This window comes from Hymenobacter persicinus, from assembly GCF_004167665.1.
Lineage (GTDB): Bacteria > Bacteroidota > Bacteroidia > Cytophagales > Hymenobacteraceae > Hymenobacter > Hymenobacter persicinus.
In genome coordinates, this window is sequence record NZ_SEWE01000093.1 from 1 (window position 1) to 917 (window position 917).

The window sequence follows — 917 nt, forward strand, 5'->3', positions numbered from 1 at the left end:
TCGTCGACGATGAGCAGCTCCCAGTGCGGGTAGGTCTGCTGGCGGATGCTCTCCAGCGTCTGGCGCAAATACGCGCTGTTGTTGTACGAGGCCACCCCAACTGTCACTAAAGGCTCTTCCATAAGACTACGATTTGATTAGAGAGAATTTCAGCTTCTATCCGCAACTAGGTGAGAAAAGAACTTCTCACGGACCCCAACAGGCGTACTACCATAGCGGAGCTTTTGAACCACTAGGGTAGTATGCTGAGAGTATCAGCGACCAAGACGGCGCTGGAGCTTTACCACCTGCGTGCCCGGCACTCCCAGCAACGCCAGCATATACAGGATTCCAGTCCGCACCCCTCGCTCACGCCGCCAACGCAAATGCAGCCAATGCTTAGCCCGGGGACTACCGAGTTGGTATAGGCGCTCAGACAAATTCTTAGCATGAGCCATTATAATCTGGTCGGTTTCGGCGCTTTCGCCCCAGTATTTGTGCAACAGGCGCAGGGTAGATTCGATCAGGACTGCCTGCCGGCTTTGCATGGCAGATTTAGGGTGCACACGATACTTGGCACTTATCTGCTCCGAATATTTGAACTGATACTGCTTGGCAATCCGCAGCCACATATCCAAGTCCTCGTACACGAGACTCTCATCGTATAGCCCGACCTTGTCGTAGCAGGAGCGCCGGACCAACGTGCCCATGGCTGACACAAAATTTTGCCTCAGCAAGGGTACAAACACGCTGCCTTCTGATATGACCGGCCATTTGGGGGTGGGCAGGGGCTCACCCTGGGGGCCAATCAGCTCGACCGGGCCGAAGATTACGCCCACCTCGGGCGGAGCATCACGCAGCAGCGGCACCTGCACGGCCAGCTTGTCGGGCAAGTACACGTCGTCTGAGCCAATCATGCAGATAAACTCGCCCCGGGC

1 protein-coding gene and 1 pseudogene are annotated in these 917 nt (G+C 56.1%); both read right to left on the bottom strand.

Features of this window, described 5'->3' with window-relative positions; all coding sequences use genetic code 11:
* Positions 1-122 (bottom strand): glycosyltransferase (locus EWM57_RS21970; protein WP_129922936.1); only part of this gene is annotated, 122 nt, incomplete at its 3' end.
* A 132-nt stretch (positions 123-254) separates the two neighbouring features.
* Positions 255-917, bottom strand: a pseudogene (locus EWM57_RS20660) (hypothetical protein); the annotation flags it as partial.